11 protein-coding genes are annotated in these 20,135 nt (G+C 73.3%); 6 read left to right on the top strand and 5 right to left on the bottom strand.

What is annotated here, in order from left to right:
* Positions 1-161 precede the first annotated feature (161 nt).
* Entirely contained in the window at positions 162-5,621 is a 5,460-nt protein-coding gene (locus tag AB0H84_RS02700; protein WP_357597074.1) for a carboxyl transferase domain-containing protein, read from the top strand.
* A 7-nt stretch (positions 5,622-5,628) separates the two neighbouring features.
* On the opposite strand, the gene AB0H84_RS02695 is transcribed toward AB0H84_RS02700, so the two are convergent.
* The 5 genes from AB0H84_RS02695 to AB0H84_RS02675 all read right to left on the bottom strand — a co-directional run bounded on the left by AB0H84_RS02695 (position 5,629) and on the right by AB0H84_RS02675 (position 11,579).
* Entirely contained in the window at positions 5,629-7,044 is a 1,416-nt protein-coding gene (locus tag AB0H84_RS02695; protein ID WP_357597071.1) for an EF-hand domain-containing protein, read from the bottom strand.
* Positions 7,041-7,778, bottom strand: coding sequence for a polyprenyl diphosphate synthase (uppS, locus tag AB0H84_RS02690; protein ID WP_357597068.1), 738 nt, complete (start codon positions 7,776-7,778; stop codon positions 7,041-7,043). Before uppS ends, AB0H84_RS02695 begins: the two co-directional genes overlap by 4 nt.
* A 52-nt stretch (positions 7,779-7,830) precedes the next feature.
* Positions 7,831-8,928 carry an FAD-dependent oxidoreductase gene (locus tag AB0H84_RS02685; protein WP_357597065.1) on the bottom strand — a complete coding sequence of 366 codons (1,098 nt, stop codon included), beginning with the start codon at positions 8,926-8,928 and terminating at the stop codon, positions 7,831-7,833.
* A gap of 2 nt (positions 8,929-8,930) precedes the next feature.
* Positions 8,931-10,322: a cytochrome b N-terminal domain-containing protein gene (locus tag AB0H84_RS02680; protein ID WP_357597062.1), complete on the bottom strand. Its 1,392-nt coding sequence runs from the start codon at positions 10,320-10,322 to the stop codon at positions 8,931-8,933.
* A gap of 105 nt (positions 10,323-10,427) precedes the next feature.
* A complete protein-coding gene (locus AB0H84_RS02675; protein WP_357597059.1) occupies positions 10,428-11,579 on the bottom strand; it encodes a methyltransferase in 1,152 nt (383 codons plus the stop codon).
* Positions 11,580-11,785: 206 nt separating this feature from the next.
* Here AB0H84_RS02675 and AB0H84_RS02670 point away from each other — a divergent pair, with 206 nt between their 5' ends.
* From AB0H84_RS02670 to AB0H84_RS02650, 5 genes are all read left to right on the top strand, one after another.
* A complete protein-coding gene (locus AB0H84_RS02670; RefSeq protein WP_357597056.1) occupies positions 11,786-12,718 on the top strand; it encodes an ABC transporter ATP-binding protein in 933 nt (310 codons plus the stop codon).
* Positions 12,715-13,407: an ABC transporter ATP-binding protein gene (locus tag AB0H84_RS02665; protein ID WP_357597053.1), complete on the top strand. Its 693-nt coding sequence runs from the start codon at positions 12,715-12,717 to the stop codon at positions 13,405-13,407. Before AB0H84_RS02670 ends, AB0H84_RS02665 begins: the two co-directional genes overlap by 4 nt.
* Before the next feature lie 16 nt (positions 13,408-13,423).
* On the top strand, positions 13,424-16,720 hold the full coding sequence (locus tag AB0H84_RS02660) for an FtsX-like permease family protein (protein WP_357597051.1): 3,297 nt from the start codon (positions 13,424-13,426) through the stop codon (positions 16,718-16,720).
* On the top strand, positions 16,717-19,551 hold the full coding sequence (locus AB0H84_RS02655) for an ABC transporter permease (protein ID WP_357597048.1): 2,835 nt from the start codon (positions 16,717-16,719) through the stop codon (positions 19,549-19,551). Before AB0H84_RS02660 ends, AB0H84_RS02655 begins: the two co-directional genes overlap by 4 nt.
* A 142-nt stretch (positions 19,552-19,693) precedes the next feature.
* Positions 19,694-20,113, top strand: a complete 420-nt coding sequence (locus tag AB0H84_RS02650; protein WP_357597045.1) for a VOC family protein — start codon at positions 19,694-19,696, stop codon at positions 20,111-20,113.
* Positions 20,114-20,135 lie beyond the last annotated feature (22 nt).

The raw sequence follows: 20,135 nt of genomic DNA, 5'->3' as shown, positions 1-20,135 counted from the left end.
GCGGACGGCCGACGGTCTTTGATCGGTTTCTACAACTGGAGCCGCCGAGCATGCGATGTCAGCTACATGGCGCTTCCGGCCGGTAGACGGAAAGGTGGACAGTGCCGGGAGTAGCTGTGGCCCGGCGCGCGCATCGTTCGTCTGCAGGAAGGCTTGGTCGGGTGTTCCGTCGTGTCGCCATCGTCAACCGGGGTGAGGCCGCCATGCGGCTCATCCACGCCGTACGGGACATCGCCGCGGAGACCGGGACGCGGATCGAGACCGTCGCCCTGTACACCGACGTCGACCGCACGGCCACCTTCGTCCGTGAAGCCGACCTGTCCTACGAGCTCGGCCCCGCGTCCGCCCGCCCGTACCTCGATCTGAAGGTGCTGGAGCGCGCGCTGGTGGAGACCGGAGCCGACGCCGCATGGGTCGGCTGGGGCTTCGTCGCGGAGGACCCCGCCTTCGCGGAGCTGTGCGAGAAGATCGGAGTCACCTTCGTCGGACCGAGTGCGGACGCCATGCGCAAGCTCGGCGACAAGATCGGCGCGAAGCTGATCGCCGAAGAGGTCGGCGTGCCGGTCGCGCCGTGGAGCCGCGGCGCCGTGGAGACCCTGGACGCGGCCCTGGCGGCGGCGGCCGAGATCGGCTACCCGCTGATGCTGAAGGCGACCGCGGGCGGCGGCGGGCGCGGCATCCGCGTGATCACGAACGACGCCGAGCTCGCCGACGCCTACGAGCGCACCAGCCAGGAGGCCGCGCGGGCGTTCGGCAGCGGCGTCGTGTTCCTGGAGCGGCTGGTCACCGGTGCCCGGCACGTCGAGGTGCAGGTCATCGCCGATGGCGAGGGCACCGCGTGGGCGCTCGGCGTCCGCGACTGCTCGGTGCAGCGGCGCAACCAGAAGGTCATCGAGGAGTCGGCGTCGCCGGTGCTCAGCCCCGTGCAGGCGGCCGAGCTCAAGGCGTCGGCCGAACGGCTGGCTGTCGCGGTCGGCTACCGCGGCGCGGCGACCGTCGAGTTCCTCTACCACCCTGGCGACAAGATCTTCGCGTTCCTGGAGGTCAACACCCGCTTGCAGGTCGAGCACCCGATCACTGAGATCACCACCGGGTTCGACCTGGTCAGGGCCCAGCTGTGGGTGGCGTCCGGCGGCAGGCTCGAGGGCGAGCCGCCGGTGGAGCGCGGCCACGCCATAGAGGCCCGGCTGAACGCCGAGGATCCCGACCGCGACTTCGCGCCCTCCCCGGGCCGCATCGCGCGGCTGGACCTGCCCGTCGGGCCGGGCATCCGCGTCGACACCGGCGTCAGCGAAGGCGACACCATCCCCGCCGACTTCGACTCGATGATCGCGAAGATCATCGCCTACGGCCGCAACCGCGACGAGGCGCTCGGCAGGCTGCGCCGGGCGATGGCGCAGACCAAGGTGATCATCGAGGGCGGCGCGACGAACAAGAGCTTCGTGCTCGACCTGCTCGACCAGCCCGAGGTGATCGACGCCGGCGCGGACACCGGCTGGATAGACCGCGTCCGCGGCGAGGGCAGGCTCGTCTCGCACCGGCACTCCGCCGTCGCGCTGGCGGTCGCCGCCATCGAGGCGTACGAGGAGGAGGAGCGCGCCGAGCGGCAGCGGCTGCTGTCGACGGCGTTCGGCGGGCGCCCGCAGGTGCAGCACGAGAGCGGCCGGCCGCTGGACCTCAAGCTGCGTGGCGTCGCCTACCGGGTGCGCGTCGCGCGGGTCGGCGCGCACCGGTTCCGGGTCGGCCTCGAAGCAGGTGACGCCGTCCGCACCGCCGACGTCGAGCTCGACCGCTTCGACCGGCACACCGGGCAGATCGTGGTCAACGGCACCCGATACCACATCCTCACCGGCACGCACGGGCCGATCCACCTGATCGAGGTGGACGGCGTGGCGCACCGGGTCAGCCGCGACGAGGGCGGCGTCGTCCGCTCGCCCGCGCCCGCGCTGGTCGTCGCCACGCCGCTGGAGATCGGCGCCGAGGTCGAGGCGGGCGCGCCGGTGCTGGTGCTGGAGAGCATGAAGATGGAGACGGTGCTGCGGGCGCCGTTCAAGGCGCGGCTGAAGGAATGCGCCGTGACCGTGGGCAGCCAGGTGGAGACCGGCGCACCGCTGCTGCGGCTCGAGCCGCTCGCCGACGGCGCCGAGGCGGAGGGCACCTCGGCCGCCGGCTCCGTCAAGCTGGACCTGCCCGCCGCGCCCGAGAGGATCCCGGCGCGGGAGCGCGCCACGCGCGGCCAGGAGGACCTGCGCAGCCTGCTGCTGGGCTTCGACGTCGACCCGCACGACGAACGCCGGGTGCTCGACGAATACCTCGCCGCCCGCCGGGCGGCCACCGAGGACGGCCACCGGCCGCTGGCCGAGGAGCTCCGACTCGTCGACGTGTTCGCCGACCTCGCCGAGCTGAGCCGTAACCGGCCGGCCGGCGACGACGGCGGCGCCGGCCACGTGCACAGCGCCCGCGAATACTTCCACACCTACCTGCAGAGCCTCGACGTGGAGCGGGCCGGCCTGCCGGAGGCGTTCCAGGGCAAGCTCGCCAAGGCGCTCGGGCACTACGGCGTCACCGCACTGGAGCGCTCGCCCGAGCTCGAAGCCGGCGTGTTCCGGATCTTCCTCGCCCAGCAGCGCGCCTCCGCCAACGCCACGGTCGTCGCGACGTTGCTGCGCGCGTGGCTGCGGGAGCCGCCGCCGGACGAGACGCTGCGTGAGCGCGCCGGTCTCGCGCTGGAGCGGCTGCTGGCGGCCACGCAGGTCCGCTTCCCCGTGGTCTCCGACCTCGCCCGCGGCGTGGTGTTCGCCTGGTTCGGCCGGCCGCTGCTGCGCCGCAACCGCGCCCGCGTCTACGCCGACGTCCGCAAGCACCTGCGCCATCTGGACGCGCACCCGGACGCGCCGGACCGCGCCGAGCGCATCGCCGAGATGGTACGCACCACCGAGCCGCTGGTGCGGCTGCTCGGCCAGCGACTGGTCCGCGACGACCTCGACAACGCGGTCATGCTGGAGGTGCTGACCCGGCGCTACTACGGCAACAAGGGTCTCACCGGCGTCCGCACCAGCGAGGTCGCGGGCTGCACGTTCGTGGTCGCCGAGCGCGCCGGCTCCTGCTTGGTCTCCTCCGCGGTGAGCTTCGAGGCGCTGGGTGGCGCGCTGCGCGGGCTCGCGGAGCTGGCGAGCGGTGAGCAGGCCATCGACGCCGACATCTATCTCGGCTGGGAGAACCAGCCGGAGGACTCCGACGCGATGGCGGCCGCGCTGCACGAGGTCGTCAGCGCGCACCCGCTGCCGGAGCAGGTCCGCAGGCTCACCGCCACCGTCGCGGGCAGGGGCGGCGCGGTGATGCACCACCACTTCACGTTCCGCCCGTCGGCCGCCGGGATGACCGAGGAGCGGCTGATCCGCGGCCTGCACCCGTACATCGCGCAGCGGATGCAGATCGAGCGGCTGGGCAAGTTCGACCTCACCCGGCTGCCGTCGTCGGACGAGGAGGTGTACCTCTTCCAGTGCGTGGCGCGGGAGAACCCGTCGGACGACCGCCTCGTCGCGTTCGCGCAGGTGCGCGACCTGACCGAGCTGCGCGAGCACGACGGCAGACTGGTCGCGCTGCCGACGGTCGAGGACACCATCGCCACCTGCCTCGACTCGATCCGCCGCGCGCAGTCGCGGCGGCCGTCGAAGAAGCGCTTCAACACCAACCGGATCGTGGTCTACGTCTGGCCGCCGAGCGACCTCACCCGGGCGGAGATGGAGATGATCGCCGGGCGCGTGCGGCCGACGACCGTGGGCGCCGGGCTGGAGGAGATCCTGTTCATCGCGCGGCAGCGCGACCGGAAGACCGGCGAGCTGACCAAGATCGCCGTACGCATCTCCTTCGACGCCACCGGCGGAGCGGAGCTGACCGTCGGCGAGCCGTCGGACGAGCCGGTGGAGCCGGTCGACGACTACCGGCTGAAGGTGCTGCGGGCGAGCAGCCGCAACACGGTGTACCCGTACGAGCTGACCGGCCTGCTGGGTGACTTCGTCGAGTACGACCTCGACGACGAGCACGTGCTGGTGCCGGTCGATCGGCCGAAGGGGCGCAACACCGCGGCGATCGTCGCGGGCGTGGTCAGCACGCCGACCCGGCGATACCCGGAGGGCGTCACCAGGGTCGTGCTGCTCGGTGACCCGACGAAGTCCCTCGGCGCGCTGTCCGAGCCGGAGTGCCGCCGCGTGATCGCCGCGCTGGACCTGGCCGAGCGGATGCGGGTGCCGCTGGAGTGGTACGCGCTCTCCGCCGGCGCCCGGATCTCCATGGAGTCGGGCACCGAGAACATGGACTGGGTGGCCGCGGCCCTCAAGCGGATCGTCGAGTTCACCCAGGACGGCGGCGAGATCAACATCGTGGTCGCGGGCATCAACGTCGGCGCGCAGCCGTACTGGAACGCCGAGGCGACGATGCTCATGCACACCAAGGGCATCCTCGTGATGACGCCGGATTCGGCGATGGTGCTCACCGGCAAGCAGTCACTCGACTTCTCCGGTGGCGTCTCGGCCGAGGACAACTTCGGCATCGGCGGCTACGACCGGGTGATGGGCCCGAACGGGCAGGCGCAGTACTGGGCGCCGGACCTGTCCGCCGCCCGGGACGTGCTGATGTCGTACTACGACCACACGTACGTCGCACCCGGCGAGAACGCGCCGCGGCGGGCGACGACCACCGACCCTGTCGACCGTGACATCTCCGACTTCCCGCATGCGTTGGCGGGCAGCGACTTCACCACCGTCGGCGAGATCTTCTCGGCCGAGGCCAACCCGGACCGCAAGAAGCCGTTCGACATCCGGACCGTGATGCGGGCGCTCTCCGACCAGGACCATCCGGTGCTCGAACGCTGGGCGGGCATGGCCGACGCGGAGACCACGGTGGTGCAGGACGTGCATCTCGGCGGCATGCCGGTGTGCCTGCTCGGCATCGAGTCACGGTCGGTGCCGCGACGCGGCTTCCCGCCCACCGACGGCCCGGATGCCTACACCGCGGGCACGCTCTTCCCGCGGTCGTCGAAGAAGGCCGCGCGGGCGATCAACGCGGCCAGCGGCAACCGGCCGCTGGTGGTGCTCGCGAACCTGTCGGGCTTCGACGGCTCGCCGGAGTCGATGCGGAAGCTGCAGCTGGAGTACGGTGCCGAGATCGGCCGCGCGATCGTGAACTTCCGCGGGCCCATCGTGTTCTGCGTGATCTCGCGGTACCACGGCGGAGCGTTCGTGGTCTTCTCGAAGGCGCTGAACCCGAACATGACCGTGCTCGCGCTGGAAGGGTCGTTCGCCTCGGTGCTCGGCGGCGCCCCCGCCGCCGCGGTGGTGTTCTCCGGCGAGGTCGACGCCCGTACGGCGGCCGACCCGCGCGTGCGGGACCTGGAGGCCCGCATCGCGGCCGCCTCCGGCACCGACCGCGCCGCGTTGACCGCGGAGCTCGACGAGCTCCGCTCGTCGGTCCGCGTGGAGAAGCTCGGCGAGGTGGCCGCGAAGTTCGACCGCGTGCACGACATCCGGCGCGCGGTCGAGGTCGGCTCCGTCGACGCCGTCATCCGCGCCGCCGAACTGCGGCCACGGATCATCGAGGCCATCGAGTCCCGCCTGCGCTGACCGCCTTCTAGGACAGGAGGGAGTCGTAGGCGACGGAGTGCTGCTGCCCGGACATGAAGGAGAGGAACTGCCTGACGAAAGCGCTGCGCGAGTAGCTGTCGGCGCTGCCGGTCAGGTCGCGGTGGAACGCCGTGCGGAACAACCGCTGGTATTCCTGGGCGTCGATCGCCTGGTCGTCGTCGACATCGGTGACGTCGAACAGCACGTCGGCGACCTTGACCAGCCCTGGGCTGGGCAGCGAAGCGGCTGAGGCGGCGTACTCCTGCCGTGTGACACGCCCGTCGCCGTCGGTGTCGAGATTGGTCTGCAGATCGCGCCACCAGGCGGCGTAGGCGTTGTAGAGCCGCTCCTCGTCCCGCTCGTCCAGGTCGAGCCGGGTGGCGAGCTCTCTGGCCATGGCCGCCAGGTCGGGCCAGGCGAGGTGACCGTCGCCGGTCTGGTCGAGGACCTCGGCGAAGAACCGGTCGGCTGAGCGGGCGGCCTGGCCGACCTTGTCGGGAGCCGGGGTGATGAGCCGGAGCAGGGCCGCGGCCTGCTCCGCCTTGCGGCGTACGGTCCCCCATGGTCCGGAAGCACCGGAGTGGTCGGGGTCCAGCAGGCTCATCAACGAGCCGACGTGCACCCAGCCGTCCGGAAGCAGGCGGATGGCGAGCCCGGCGGTGAGGTAGGCCCCGTGCATGAGCGCCCGCGCCCCCGGGAGGTCGGGCAGGGCGACACGTCGGCACAGGGATTCCGGCAGCGAGGCGATGGTGATCGCGGCGGCCACCGGGCCTGCCACGGCTCGGGCCGCGGCCCACACCGAGGGATGGCCGCGCAGCAGGGGCGGGGCGGGCACGTTGGCGAAGAGCCGGTAGAGGATGACCCGCACCGCCTCGGTGCTCTCCAGGTGATGGTCGATCATGTCGTCGTAGTAGGGCCAGAACTCCTGCAACGTCGCGGGCAGGTGGTCGCTGTTGCCCTCGAGCAGGGTCAGGAACGCATGGAACTCGGCGTAGAGCTGTTCCATCGCGGCCCGGTCGAGCGACTCGCCGCTCAGCCGGTACATCGTCACCGTCGATTCGAACAGGGTCGCGACCACCCAGGCGCGGGCTGCGGCGTCCATCGCGTCGTAGCGGCGGCCTTGCGGGTCAGTGCCCGAGATGCGGGCGTGCAGGCGGTTGAGGCGGGAAGTCTCGCGGTTGCGAACGTGATGATCCGGGTCGAGGACTCGCTGCGTGCTCGCCAACGTGTTGCGCAGCCGCCGCCACGGATGGGTCACGAACGTCGAGTTCTCGATCAACGCTGCGCCGATCTGCGGGTGCGCGGCTTCCAGCACCGTGGCGCGGATCACCGCAAGGCCCCACCGAGGATCGTTGACGAGGCGGCGCAGCATCGAGTCCACGCCGAAGATGTCGGCGCTCTCCTCCGCGATGGTCTGGGTCATCGAGATTCCTCTCCCGTGGTGGCGGTGGACCGGCCGACATCGCCGAACCGGCGCTGGCGCGATCGGTAGATCTCAAGGCATTCCCAGAGGTGGGTGGCGCGGAAGTCGGGCCACAGCACCTGTGGGAAGACCCATTCGGCGTAGGCGACCTGCCAGAGCATGAAGTTGGAGATCCGTTGCTCTCCGGAAGTGCGGATGACCAGGTCCACATCCGGCGTGTCGGAGTAGGGGAGATGCCGGGCGAAGGTGGCCTCGGTGACCTGCTCGGCCGGCACGGCGGCGTGGATCAGCGAACGGGCGGCTGCCACGATGTCGCGGCGTCCCCCGTGATCGAAGGCCACCGTCAGTGTCATGTGCCTGTTGTCGCTGGTCAGCGTCATCAGATCGGTGATGTCCTGGACCAGGGGCGCTGGGATCCGCGGATCGGACATGCCGAGGAACCTGCACCGGACGCCCCGCGCGTGCAACGCCGGTGCGTGCTTGCGGATGGCCCGCCGTACGAGCCTCATCAGGATGTCGACCTCGCCCGCCGGCCTCCGCCAGTTTTCGGTGGAGAAGGCGTACAGGCTCAACCACTTGATGCCGGCCGAGCGCGCCGCCTCGATGATGTCGATCACGGCGGCCTCCGCCGCCTGGTGGCCTGCGGTGCGCGGCAGCGATCGCTGCGCCGCCCACCGCCCGTTTCCGTCCATCACGCAAGCCACGTGCCTGGGCAACCCGCTGATGATTTCCATAGCTGCATGTGACTATAGCATTACTGAGAGTATTGGCAGCTCGGGTTGCGTGTCATGCCACACTCAGAGGCTGCTCCGACGCACGGACCAGGTCCACGATGGACCCGCGGATCCTGTACCGGTACGGCCGGCGCGAGCCGTACCCGAGGGAGGCCGCGACGTTGCCGCCCGCCAGCCCGCCTTGGCGCAGGGCATGCTGCCCGCTCATCGGGGTGACCTTGCCGGGCCTGGTGAGGTCGGGGACGGCGGCCACGTCGCCGCAGGCGTGGATCTCCGGATGGCCGAGCACGGCGAGGTGCTCGTCCACCCTGATCCTGCCCTGCTCGGCGGCCAGTCCGAGGTTGGTCACGAGCGGATCGGGGCGGACCCCGAAGCTCCACACGATCGTGCGGGTGGGGATGAACTCACCGTCGGTGAGCCGCAGCCCTCGGGAGGTGACCTGCCCGAGGGAGGTCTGCGTCCGGACCTCCACCCCACGCGACCGCAACATCCGTGCCGTGGTCCTGGACAGGCGGTGCCGCATGTCAGGCAGCAGCCACTCGGCGGGATCGGCCAGGATCCAGCGGATCGGCTGCTCGCGTAACCGCGGGTCGCGGCAGGCGATCGACTGGGAGAGCGACTGCCCGGCCGAGGCCGCCGCCGTGCCCGCGTATCCCGCGCCGAGCACGACGAACGTGCAGTGCGCCGCGCGTTCGAAGGGATCGGTGCTCTCGGCGGCCATGGCGAGCTGCCGGTGGATGTGGTCGCGCAGACGAAGGGCCTGCTCGACGTCGTGGAAGCCGAAGCTGTGCGCCGAGACCGCGGAGACCTGGGCGACTTCGCTCACGCCTCCGGCTGCGATGATCAGACGGTCGTAGTCCAGCACGCCTCCGTCGTACAGCACGCGCCTGGCGTGGGCGTCGATGTGCGTGACGGTGCCGAGCACCACCCGGACACCCGGCAGCGTCCCGGCCAGCGGCACGCTCACCCGGTCCGGGCTGAGGACGCCCGTCATCACCTGCGGGAGCAGCTCCGGATGGAGTGTCACGCCGCTCCGGTTGACCAGCACGATCTCCGCGCGGTCCCCCAGCCTGCGCGACAGCGTACGGGCCGCCTGGAAGCCGGCGACCCCGGCTCCGACGATCACGACCTGTGGCCTGTTCGATGTCATGGTCATCTCCCTGAGGCGATCGCCGGCTCCCGGCGCTCTTGCCGCGCCGGCGCGAGCTGTTCGTGGAATCCGCCGTCCGGCGACCGCGTGATGATCCCGGTCTCCACTCCGTGCTCGGCCACGTGCTGATCCGCCTGCTGAAGTGCCAGGCAGATCCACCGGGTGCCGGCGAAGGCGATGACGGGGCCGATGACCACGGCGAACCTGAAGAAGATCGTCACAGGTTCGACGGTGAGCTGGAAGTGGTGGGCGATCTGGTCGTTGGCCGCGGCCGCCCACAGCAGGCCGTAGAACGTGACGCCCGCGGCGGCGATGGCTGTCTTCACCGGCGTCTCACGTGGGCGATCGAGCAGGTCGTGCGCGGGCGTCTCGCGGGCCATGCGGCTCCTGCTCTTGGGCCGGCCCAGCGCGTCACGGCGGCGGCGTCGCGAGAGGATGAGGCGCTCGGCCGTCGGGTAGGCGGCCAGGGCGGTGAAGAAGATCCCGGGGATGACCAGCGTGGGGACGAGGACCGCGAGGCTGAGCGTGTAGTCCCCGACGGTGAGTTCCCACCCGGGCATGATCCGCAGGGCGCCGTCGAGGAACCCCATGTACCAGTCGGGAACCGAGCCCGCCGAGATCTGCGTCGGCTTGGCAGGGCCGTACAGCCAGATGGGGGCGATCTGGAACCCGAACCCGAGGATGATCAGCATGCCGATCGTCGCGAGCGCCATCATCGGGCGTGCGCCCTGTCGCGTCGGCAGCGAGGCGATGAACCGGGAGTGGCCGTGCCGCCGCACCAGCAGGCTCCGGGCGATCAGCAGCGCGGCCATGAGGACCGGGATCAGCAGGTGCCCCCCGTACATGACCGGAATGACCCTGTCGCCGGGAAAGCCCGGACCGAACAGCAGCGACATCACCCAGGTGCCCACCACGGGGATGGACTGCACCACCGACGTGATCAGCCACAGGCTCCCACCCGACAGCATGTCGTCAGGCAGGGCGTTGCCGGTCTCGCCCGCGGCCATGCCCAGCGCCAGCAGCGTCACCCAGATCAGCCACTGTCCGGTGCGCGGGCGGCGGAACGCGCCGGTGAGGAACATGCGCAGCAGCTGCAGTACGACGGCCGCCACGAAGACGAGCGCCGCCCAGTGGTGGACCTGGCGGATGAGCAGGCCGCCGCGGACCTCCAGGCTCAGGTGCATGGTCGAGTCGAAGGCCCTGCTGACGAAGAGTCCGCGCAGCGGGCCGTACGAGCCGTCATAGGTCACCTGGGACATGCTGGGGTCGTAGAACACCATCAGCACCGCCCCGGTCACCGCCAGAACCACGAACGACCAGACGGCGATCTCCGCGAACATGAACGACCAGTGAGAGAACTGAAACGAGCGGCGTCCGGCCAACAACGAACGCATGTGAAGCCCCCTAACCTTGCCTACCCATATGACGGAATGGGGCCGGGGGCTGTGACGCCGGCGAGGCGTCGGCGACGGTGATTCGCGTCACCCGTCGGAGTGCGGTCAGCGCTTGACGGCTCGCAGGACGACGAACTTGGGGTTGCTCGCGGCGACCTCGCAATTGCCGAACAGCCGGCGCAGCTTCACGTGGTAGCCGAGGTGGCGGTTGGCGACCACCCAGAGCTCGCCGCCGCGGCGTAGTGCCGCGCGCGAACCGTTGAACATGCGCCAGGCCGTCGCGTCGGTCCGCGCGCGGTGCGTGTGGAACGGCGGGTTGGTCAGGACCAGATCCACCGTCCCTGCCGGTACGCCGGACATGCCGTCGGCCGCCAGGAACGTCGCGGAGCCTATGTCGGTGTTCGCGCGGACCGTGGCCTCCGCCGAGGCCAGCGCCTGGTACGACTCGTCGATGAACGACACCTTGGCGTCGCTGTCGGCCAGTGCCGCGGCGAGACCGATCACCCCGTTGCCGCAGCCCAGGTCCACGACATGCGCACGACCCCGGATCGGCGGCAGGTTCTCCAGGAAGAACCGGGTGCCGATGTCGAGGCGGTCGGCGCAGAAGGTGCCGGCGTGGTTGACGACGGTGCGCCCCGAAACCGCTCCGATCCCGGTGGGGAGGGTGTACGTTCGCGGCCACGGGTTGGCGCGACGGGGCACCTGGGGGTCAGGTGAGCAGAAGATGAGCCGTGCCTTCTTCATCGCCGGTGACGTCTTGGTCGGTCCGAGAATGCGTTCGAAGAGCTGTAGCGTCGAAGTGTGGATCTCGGTGACCATCCCCGCGCCGACGATCACGGTGCCCGCGTGCACGTGCGGTGCGAGACGGTGCAACTGGTCCTCAAGGAGCGCGAGCCCCTTGGGCACCCGGATCAGCAGCACGTCGATCCGGGGCGGTGGCGGATCCATGGTTGTGCAGAGCCGCACCGCGTCCTCGGCGATCTCGTTGCGGCTCAGGTTCGCGCGGGTCGCCTGCTGGGTGAGGTAGGAGTCGGTGATCTGCACGGGCCGGTGATCGGCGAGTGCGGTGACCAGGGCGCCCCAGCGGTCGCCCAGCACGACCACGGTGCCCGACAGGCCGATCGGTTCGCCGTCGACTCCCTCGAGATGCCGCAGCAGATACTCATCGGCGGCGTCCCAGGCGCGTAGCGGGTCACGGGGGTCCTCGGGGAAGCGGGCGAGCCCGAACTCCCCTCTCGACGTCGTCAAACGGTTCATCGTGACTCAGGCTAGCGAGTCGCGCGACGCGCCGGCACATGCCTGCCTCGCCCAGGCCGCCCGTAGAGGATCGGCGCGATGGCGGGCACCGCGCACGTCCGGGGCAGGACCCCGTGGGAGCGTGATCACCCCAGGCCGTTGGCCCTGGCGCATGGGAGCTATAGAGTTCGGCCAGAGATCAGCGCGACGCCGCACCGAGGAGGGGGATGTCCATCACGCCGCTGCCCCTGCCGCAGCCGCCTCCGAAGGCGCCGGAGTTCGGGCGGGACACGCTGATCGCCTGCGAGAGCCTCGTACGGATCTACCAGACCGGATCGGTCGAGGTGCAGGCCCTGCAGGGGCTGGACCTGGTCGTGGAGAGCGGCGAGATGGTCGCCGTCGTCGGGGCGTCCGGGTCGGGCAAGTCGACGCTGCTCTCCATCCTCGCCGGCGTCGACGCCCCCACCGCCGGGCGGGCGCGCGTCGACCGGTGGAACCTGCTGGCGATGTCCCGCGCCGACCGCGTGCACTACCGGCGGCACACCGTCGGTTTCGTACGGCAGCAGACGGCCAGCAACCTCGTGCCGTACCTGACCGCGCGGCAGATGATCGACCTGCCGATGACGGCGGCCCGTACGCCGGCCCGCACCCGCCGCGCCCGCGCCGCCGAGCTGCTGGAGACGTTGGGCATCGCCGGCTGCGCCGACCGGCGTCCCGCGCAGCTGTCCGGCGGGCAGCAGATGCGGGTCGCCATCGCGGTGGCCCTCGCCAACCAGCCCCGCGTCCTGCTGGCCGACGAGCCGACCGGCGAGCTGGACACCGCCACCTCCGCCGAGGTCTTCACGACGCTGCGGGAGGTCAACCGGCAGCTCGGTGTCACCGTCGTCATCGTGACCCACGACCCTGCGGTCAGCGGCCAGGTCGAGCGGACCGTGGCCATCCGCGACGGGCGCACCAGCAGCGAGGTGCTGCGCCGCACCGCCACCGGCGCCGACGGCGACACCGAGGTGATCGCCGAGGAGTACGCCGTGATGGATCGAGCCGGCCGGGTCCAGATCCCGCGCGACTACCGGGAGGCGCTGGCGCTCACCAGGCGGGTCCGGCTGGCGTTGGAGGCGGACCACGTCGCGATCCGCCCCGACCTCGGCGAACGCTCATGAGCGCCGCTCCGCTGCTCACCGTTCGCGGCGTCCACCGGCGCTTCGGCACCGGGCCTGCCGCCGTCCACGCTCTGCGGGACGTGTCGTTCGACCTCGCCCCCGGCACCATGACCGCCCTCATCGGCCGGTCCGGCTCGGGCAAGACCACTCTGCTCAACGTCATCGGCGGCCTGGACCGCCCGGACTCCGGGTCCGTCCTCGTCGACGGTACGGACGTCACGGCCCTCGACGAGGACGGCCTGTCGCGATTACGGCGTGAGAAGGTCTCCTACGTCTTCCAGACGTTCGGCCTGATCCCGGTGCTGTCGGCGGCGGAGAACGTCGGCGCCCCGCTGCGGCTGGCCCGCGTACCGTCGGGGGAGCGCGAGCGCCGCGTCGAGCTGCTGCTCGAGCTGGTGGGCCTGGCCGAGCACGCCGAGCAGCGTCCGGGAGAGCTCTCCGGCGGCCAGCAGCAGCGGGTGGCGATCGCCCGGGCCCTGGCCGCCTCGCCCCGGCTGCTGATCGCCGACGAGCCGACCGGGCAGCTGGACGCCGAGACGGGCCTTTCGGTGATGGGGCTGCTGCGGGGAGTGGTGGAGTCCGAGGGCGTGACGGCGCTGGTGTCCACCCACGACCCGACGATGGTCGCGCTGGCGGACCGGGTGATCCGGATCAACGACGGGCGGCTCGACGGGCAGGCGGCCTCGTGATCTTCCGGAGTCGCTTGTGCTGAGGCTGCTCGCCCGCCGAGCCCGCGCGCAGTGGCCCCTGCTGACAGCTCTCCTGGCGGTCGCCGTGGTCGGCCTCACCCTGCTGGGCACCTGCGCCCTGCTCGTCACCCGCACCGCCGAGCAGGCGCTGGAGAGCGCCGCGTCCCGCGCCACCCCCGAACGGGTCGACGTCACCGCCTACACCGTCACCGTCCGTGCCCAGGACGCGCGATCCGTCGCCGACGACACCCGTCACGTGCTGACCTCGGCGCTCGCTCCGTTCGCCACGACGACGACCGCGCGCGCGTCGTCCGTGCTGCGATCGCTGCCGGCGACGCCCGGCGGCGGGCCCGGCGGGGCGCCGCGCTCCGGTGTCCAGCCCGGCGTCCTCGCCGAGACGTACCTGTCGGGCGTGGAGGACCTGCCGGCCCGTGCGAAGCTGACCACCGGCCGCTGGCCGCGGGCCGCGGCCGACGCCGCGCATCCCGCCGGGCCCCTGGAGGCCGTCGTGCTCGAGCCCACCGCGCGGCAGCTCGGCCTCGCCCTCGGCGCCCGCGTGCGCCTCGGCGCGGAGCTGTTCGGCGACCCCGGCCAGGCGGTGGACGTGACCGTGGTCGGCGTCGTACGCCCGCTGCCGGGCACCGGGTGGGATCGCGACCTCCTCGCCGGCGCCGGCTACGACCTCGCCTACCGCGACGGCCGCTCCGTGCAGCCGGTCCACGCCTACGGGCCGTTCATCGTCGACCTCGGCGACCTGCTCGCCGGCGGCTTCACCGTCGACCGGCTGGAGATCACCGCCCATCCCGACCTGTCCGCTCCCGACCGCCGCGACCTCGACACCGTCGCCGAGGCCGTGCTCGGCGCCGACCGCCGGCTGGCGCGTACCCTCGGCAACCGGGTACGGATCGAACGCGTCGCCACCCTGCTGCCCTCGACCCTGCTGGCCGCCCACGACGAGCAGCAGGTCACCGCGGCGGCCGTGCTCGCCGTCGCCGTCCTCGGCATCGTCCTGACCGCGACCGCCCTCGCCCTCGCCGGCCGGCTCACCGCCGGCGTCCGCGCCGACGAGACCGGCCTGCTGTCCGCGCTGGGCGTCAGCCGCGGCCAGCTCGCCGCCGCCGCCACCGTCGAGGCCGGCGCACTCGCTCTCCTCGCCGCCGCGCTCGCGATCCCCGCCTCGTCCGCCCTGCATGCCGGCCTGACCCACCTGCCGCCGATGGCGGGGGCCGGGCTCGCCGTCCAGCCGGGGGTGACCGGCGTCCAGGTGCTCGCCGTCGCCGGTACCGCGCTGGTGCTCGCGGCGGTGCTGGTCGCCCTCTCGGTGCGCTCCGCCCCCGCCGTCAGCGACCGCCGCCACCGGCGCGAGCTGCTGGCCCGCTCCGGTGCCGACCTGCTGCTCGTGGTGTTCGCCGCCGTCGGCTGGTGGCAGCTGCGCGACCAGCCCACCGGCTCCGGCTCCCCGGCCGACGCCGTACGCGTGCTCGCTCCCGCGCTGCTGCTCACCGCCGGGTCCGCGCTGGCGCTGCGCCCGGTGTGGCCCGCGCTGCGCGGCGCCGACCGGCTGGCGCGCCGCGCCCGCGGGCTGCTGCTGCCGCTGGCCGCGTTCGAGGCCGCCCGCCGGCCGCAGGCGGTCGCCGCGGGGCTGCTGATCGGCCTGGCCTGCGCGGCCGCCACGTTCGGGACCGGCTTCGACGCCACGTGGCAGCGCTCCCAGCACGACCAGGCCGACCTGTCCGTCGGCACCGACCTCGCCATCACCCTCACCACCCCGCCGGAGGCCGGGCAGGGCGTGGCCGTCGGCGCGGCCACCGGAGGAGCGGTGAGCCCGGCCACTGATCGGGGCATCGCGGTCGGGCAGTGGCTCGGCCGCGCCGGCGACGCGCCGCGGCTGATCGCCGTCGACACCGCCCGCGCCGAGGCCCTGCTGCGCGGCCGCCTGGACGACGGCCGCAGCTGGAAGGACGTGGGCGCCGCCCTCGCGCCGCCGAGCCCCGCCACTGGCGCCCTCGCCCCGTCGGCCCGCGTCGCCGGCGTCCCGGTCCCGGCCGGCGCCGCGCTCACCCTGACCGGGACGGTGAGCGGTGCGACTCCGCTCACCGTGACCCCCCGGCTGCTGGTGCAGGACGCCTCGGGCCTGCGGACGCCCTGCACCGGCGCGCCCGTCCCGCTCGACGGCAAGGCGCACGCGCTGCCGGCCTGCGCGACGGCCGAAGGGCTGCGGCTCGTCGCGGTCTCCCTTCCGTTCGCGGTCGACGTGACCGCACCGGGGAACGTCGGCTTCGGCTACTCCGATGCCTCCTCGGAGCTCCCGGCCGGGGCCGACCGCGTCGCCGTCACGCTCACGGTGCCCGGGGCTCCCGCCTCCGGCGGCGCGGCGCCCTGGACCGCCACCTCCGCCGGGCCCGCCCCCGGGCAGCTCGGCTCTCCGGCGGTCGCCCTCGCCGGCACCGCCGCGGGCACCCAGCTGAAGATGACGACGACCGTCGAGTTCAAGGGCCCACCGGACGCCGCCAGAACCCTGGTCGCCACCGCCTTCCCGGCTGCAGGGCCGGTGCCCGTCGCCGTCTCCGCCCGCTTCGCCGCCGAAGCCGGCGCCCGTCCCGGCTCCCGGCTCGACCTCACCGTCGGCCTCACCGCCGTCCCGGTCAGAGTGACCGAGGTGCTGCCCACCGTCCCGTCCGCCCCCGGCGCGGCGGCCATCCTGGCCGACCTGGACGCCCTCTCCCGAGCCCTCGTCGTCAGCGGCAACCTCGACTTCCCGGTGGACGCCTGGTGGGTCGGTCACCCCACCCGGGCGGACGCCGCCGTACGAGCCGCCGGTCTCCACCTCGGCACCGTCACCACTCGCGCGTCCGAGGCGGCCCGCCTCACCGGCGGACCCCTGCGCGCCGGGCTGCCGGCCGCGCTCCGGCTGCTCGTCCCGGCCGCGGCGCTGCTGCTGTTCGCCGGCGTCGTGCTGCACGTGACCTTCGACCTCCGGAGCCGCGCGCTCGAGGTGGCGCGGCTGCGGGGTCTGGGGATGACCCGGCGCGAGGTCCGTGCCGTACTGCTCGGCCAGCACGTCGGCATCCTGCTGCCCCTGCTCGCGGCGGGTGCGGCCGTCGGCGCGCTCGCCACCCGTGCCGTCGCGCCCCTGCTCGTACGCTCCGACACCGGCGCCGCGCCCGTACCGGCGGCCCTGCCCATCTGGCCGTGGGCCGCCGAGGCCGCCCTGCTCGCCGTGCTGCTGGCCGGGTGCGCGCTCGCGGTGACCGCCGTCGTCATCGTGCAGGCCCGCCGCGTCGACGCCACGCACCTGCGGGTGGCGTCATGACGGACCGCGGCGGCGTCGTGAGGTGGCGCGGGGCGCTCGGTCGCTGGTGGCCGCCCGCCCTGCACTGGCCCAGCATCCGCGGCCGCGCCGTCGCCGACGCCGGGCCCCTGCTCCTGGCCGCCGCCGTCGTCGCGGTCGTCACCCTGCTCGCCGGCGCCGTGCCGCCGCTGCTGCGCTCGACCGCCGACGAGTCCGTGCGAGAGGCGGTACGCCACGCGGGCGGCGACGGCGACGTCCTGGTCCACGCCCGGATAGAGCTCGACGACGGGCCCAACGGCGGACGCGTACGCGCTCCGCGCCTCGCCGAGGACGTCGACGACCTGCGCGACAGGGCCGCGGACGAGCTCGGCCCCGGCCTGCGCGCCGCGCTCCGTCCACCCGTCGCCGCCGTCACCAGCCCCGTACTCAAGATCACTGACGGCAGCGTGCTGCGCACCTTCCAGCTCGCCTACCTGGCGAAGGAGCCCGGCGCCGGCGGTGGGCCGCACGTGACCTGGACCGAGGGCGGGCCGCCCCGGCCCGCCGTCTCCGCGGCGGACAGCCGCGTCGAGGTGCCCTACGGCGGGCCGCCCTGGCTGGTGCAGGTCGGGCTGTCGGAGGCGGACGCCGCCGCTCTCGACGTGCGCCCCGGCGCTCGCATCCCGCTGGCGGACGACCGGGGAAACGTGCGGAAGGTCCAGGTCAGCGGGATCTTCCGGGCGACGGACAGCGCCGATCCCGCCTGGCGGCTCGCCCCCTCGCTGCTGCGTCCCGTCTCCGGGGCGGACGGCGTGGGCACCACCCGATTCGGCGGCCTGCTGTCACCCGACTCCCTGCCCGACGCCCGACTCGCCTTCGAGCGGGACGAACTACAGCGCACCGTCTGGTTCACCCCCGACCCGAGCGTGCTCACCTGGGACTCCGCCGAGGCGATCTCCCACAAGGTGGTCGCGCTCAAGGCGGCCTCCGGCTCCTCCGGCGCCCGCGACGGCTCGCTGAAGTGGGAGACGCAGCTCGACGGCGTGCTGCGGAACGTGCGAGGCCAGGTCGGCGCCGCGTCCGCGCAGGCGTCGGTGCTGCTCGCCGGCGTGCTGGCCGCCGCGATCCTGGTCCTGCTCCTCGCCGCCGACCTGCTGGTACGCCGTCGCGCCCCGGCGCTGGCCGCCGCCCGGCAACGGGGAGCCTCCCTGCCCGACCTCTGTGCCGAGCTGCTGCTCGAATCCGCCGTGGTCGCGCTGGCGGCCGCCGCGGCGGGGCTCGCGCTCGCCCGTACGGTGGCCCCGGGCGCCTCCTGGGGATGGGCGGTCCCCGTCGTCCTCGCCGCGGCCGCCGCCGGCCCGGCGTTCGGCACGCTCGCCGCCGCCCGTGCCACCCGTGACCGGCGGGTCCCGGCCAACCGGACCGCCCGCCGCTGGGCCCGGCACACCGTCCAGCTGCGCCGCGCGGCTCTTGAGGCCGCCGTCGTCATCGCCGCGATCGCCGCCTTCGTCGCGCTGCACCAGCGCGGGATACTCCCGGCCGCCTCCTCCGGTGAGGCGGCCGGCCCGGGGCTCGGGCTGGACGGGGGCGGGGCGCTGCCCGCGAGCGCGCCCGCCCTCTGCGTTCTCGCCGGCACGCTCCTCCTGCTGCGGCTGCTGCCCGCCGGCACGGGCCTCGCGCTCAAGCAGGCCCTGCGCTCGCGGCGCCCGCTGGCGGTCTTCGGCGCCGCGAGGGCCGCCGCGACGTCCGCGCGCGTGCTGCCGCTGCTGGTCATGGTGACCTCCGCCGCGCTGGCGTCGTTCGCGTTCACCCTCGACGCCACCGCCGGCCAGGGCCTGGCGGACGGCGCGTGGCGTACCGTCGGCGCCGATGCCCGCCTCGACGTCGTCCCCGCCGCCACGGCCTCCACCCCCGAGCTCGCCCGGCGCGTCGCCGCCGCGCCGGGAGTCCGGCAGGCCGTCGCCGCGCAGGTGACCGACACGGCTCGCGTCGTGGCCGACTCGCTGGTCGTCGCCCCGCGTCTGGTGGTCGTGGACGCCTCCGCGTTCCGGCGGCTGCTGGGCTCCACTCCGCTGCCGGATGCGCCGGACCTCGCCCGGCTCGGGACGACCGGTCACGGCGACGTCCCCGCGCTGGTGCGCTCGGGCGACGGCGGCCTGCGGCCCGGCATGCGGCTGCAACTGCTCCGGGACGGTGGCGCTCCGTCCATCCGGCTCACCGCCGTCGGCACGGCACCCGCCGTCGGCGACGCCGATGCCGTCGTCCTCGTGGACGCCGCGGCCCTCGCCGCCGCCGGCCTGCCCGCCGCCCCCAACACGGTGTGGGCCACCGGCCCGGGAGCGGCGCGGGCGGTCGCCGCGAGCGGCTCGGGCTCCGACGCGGCGCACGCCGTGCTGCGCGAGGACGTCCTGCGCGCCCGCCGCGCGGCGCCGCTGACCTCGGGGCTGCTCTGGCTGGCGGGGGCCTCGGCCGCGATCCTGCTGGCCCTGGGAGTGCTGGGGCTCGCCCTCGGCTCGGCGGCGAGCGCGCCGGAACGGTGGCAGACCCTGACCCGGCTGCGCACCCTCGGCCTGCGGCCCCGGGACTCCCGCTGGGTCGCCGCGGGGGAGTTGCTGCCGCCGGTGATAGTCGCCGCCGTGGCCGGCCCGCTGCTCGGCGTGCTGCTCGCCCGCCTGATGCTCGACTCGCTCGCGCTGCGGCTGCTCACCGGGCAGGCCGCCGGCCCGGCCCTGGTGCTGCCGTGGTGGCGGCTCGGCCTGGTGGCCGTCGCGTTGACGGCGGCGGTCGCCGTCGTCGTGCCCATCGAGTCGGCACTGCGGCGCCGCCGTCGGCTGAGCGAGGTGCTCCGCGTGGGCGACGGACCCAATCCGTGAAAATCTTCAGGGCCTTGTCCGGCAACGCTGATCGATTTGCTGTGTTTACTTCGCCGTCATCCGCATCTTTCATTATGGGAGTCGCGTCCAACCGGCTTGCAGCGGCAGGTGGACAGCGAGCGGCAGAGCAGCGGAGGTATGCATGGACGTACGTCTGGACCATCTCGTCTGCTGGGTCTCGGACCAGCTCGGCTCTTTGCGCTTCTACGAGCAGGTGATCGGTCTGCCCGGGGTGCGGGCCGAGCAATTCCGTGAGGGTAGGGCGGCTTTTCCGAGCGTGCGGGTCTCGCCCGAGACCATCCTGGACCTGATGGCGTACGACGCCTCCAGGGGCGTGGAAGAGGGCACCGGCGTCAAGGGGAGCGCCGGGCATCCGGTCAACCACCTCTGCCTGGCCGTCGGCAAGGAGGACTTCGACGCGCTCAAGGTCAGGCTGAAGCAGCACGGGGTCGAGATCTCCGGCTCCGGGACCAACTCGTTCGGCGCGCAGGGCATCGCGCCGGAGACGATCTACTTCCCCGATCCCGACGGCAACGTCCTGGAGGTTCGCTACTACGAGTGACGCGAAGGCGGGCCCGCGCGGC

Source organism: Nonomuraea sp. NPDC050786 (genome assembly GCF_040654115.1).
Taxonomy (GTDB): Bacteria; Actinomycetota; Actinomycetes; order Streptosporangiales; family Streptosporangiaceae; genus Nonomuraea.
Note: the sequence above shows the minus strand (reverse complement) of the source record. Positions and strands in the feature narration are given on the sequence as shown.